Origin of the sequence: Paraburkholderia sp. JHI2823, assembly GCF_038900695.1 — a bacterium.
GTDB lineage: Bacteria > Pseudomonadota > Gammaproteobacteria > Burkholderiales > Burkholderiaceae > Paraburkholderia > Paraburkholderia mimosarum.
The window spans coordinates 1-1,849 of record NZ_JAYMRY010000122.1; the positions used below are offsets into that span (position 1 = coordinate 1).

General features: G+C 58.3%; 2 protein-coding genes. Both read right to left on the reverse strand.

Going from position 1 to position 1,849, the window contains the following annotated elements; genetic code table 11:
* Positions 1-60 precede the first annotated feature (60 nt).
* A complete protein-coding gene (locus VSR34_RS37830) occupies positions 61-756 on the reverse strand; it encodes a transposase (RefSeq protein ID WP_342965165.1) in 696 nt (231 codons plus the stop codon).
* A 266-nt stretch (positions 757-1,022) separates the two neighbouring features.
* Positions 1,023-1,849: J domain-containing protein (locus tag VSR34_RS37835; protein ID WP_342965166.1), on the reverse strand; the 827-nt coding region annotated here is incomplete at its 5' end.

Below are 1,849 nucleotides of genomic sequence, written 5' to 3' on the forward strand. Positions count from 1 at the left end.
CGCTCCAGAAACGTTTCGCGACGTGGCATGGTTGGACTGTCACTGCGGCCGGAGACAGGGTTATCTAATCAGGATAACTACTCGTACGCCACAAAGACGGACTACATCGGCCAACCTGACAGAGCCCTCTGGACGCAGTTTTACTTCGCGATGAAGTACTGACTCGATTGCCCTGATCTGCGCCTGCAGGGTACGCAGGACCGCGAGGTTTGCCGCCAGGGCAGTCTCAATATGCAGCGGCAAGGCGAGTGCCGTCACGGCCGCGCTGTCGAGGTGGCGGACCTGATCTGCGTTGAGATGCAGATTCAGCTGCCGCGCCAGGATGTTCTCGATACTGAGCGTGTTCAGCGTGCTTTGCTGCACGAGCTGCATGCGCTTACGGGCGAGATCACGCAAGCCTCGCTCCTGGGGAGGATAGATGTAACCTTCTGGCAGTAGCCCGAGGCGGAAGATATGCGCGAGAAACACGGCATCGCGTTCATCGCCGGCGTACTTCAGGCCCTCGTACTGCTTGATGGCGGCGGTGTTGGCCAGATGGACGACAAAGCCGGCTGCCATCAGGCCATCGACAAGCCAGTACCAGTTATACGTTGACTCCACAACTACCCCTTGCAGGTCCTCGCGGAATGGCGCGAGGACCGCGACGATGGATGACAGGTCGTTGGCCAGTCGCTTGCAGTAAAGCACCCGGTCCTGATCGTCGATCACGGCGACGACGGCATTATTCGAGTGCAGATCGATGCCGGTATATTTCATCTGAGCCTCCTGAACGGGTCGGTTGAGCTTCGCATCTCAACTGTAGACCCTGGCCGCCCCCTTCTTTGGGCGGCCAGGAGGCCTTTCTATGATTATCACTTCACGGCATCCGGACGCATAGAGACCGGCAAAGCCTTGCTGGGCGTGGGTTCAGGCGTCGCGAAATAATTGTGCCACCGGACGGCGGTCAGGATGTCCTGTGCCACCGCATCGTCTGCCTGAAACTCCCCTCTTTCGGGATCACCTGTGTCGGGCACTTTTCAATCTTAAAATGGCATGAATTCGAAATCTGGCGCGGCGGGCACGACCCTGCAACGTTTCAGCCAGAGCTTCAGATTCTTGATATCGTCGAATGCGGCAAGATCTTGCTCAAGGGTCCGAATGTTCAGTTGAAGATCCTTGAGATCGCCCGCGAGGTTGCGCAGGACGGCATCCGGAGAAACGGGTTCGAACGGATCGATTCCGTAGGCATAGCGAAAGGCCGACTCGACATGCAGGATCTCCTGGTCGAGTTCACGGATCTGTTCCTTCAGGACTACGTTGTAATGTTTCAGCCGCTCCTCACTCATGCTGTTCAGGGCATGCTGATCGATATGCTCGAGTTCCAGTTGCAGCTCCAGCAACTGCAGCAGGTTGTTTTTCTGGTAGGCCTCGTTGACCCGCTGCATCAGCCGGGTTTTCCGCTCCCGCTCCTGCGCATCGGTTTCGCGATCCGGATGCAGCTCGCTGGCGAGTTTGCGGTAGACCTCGCGAATGGACAGGTTGATCTTTGCCTGCTGCTCCTGCGCCCGCGCTTCGGCGGCCTGTTGCCGGGATGACTTCTTCCGCTTCGCGCGCCGGGCCTCCCGCTCTGCATTCTGGGCATCCCATTCCGTCCGGGCTTGCTGGAAATGGGCCCCGGCACGTTGCAGCAGGTCTTCCGGCGAACTCAGGTCGAGATCGTCCCCTAGATCGACACCGAAGACGGTCTCGAACATGAATTTCATTTCACCGACCTCAGTGGCCACCTCGCTGTCGTAGCTGGTGGGGCTGTATTTGTCGTAGATGGCTTTGAGACCTTCTCCTTCGTCATCGCCTTCGCCGATCAGGTCTC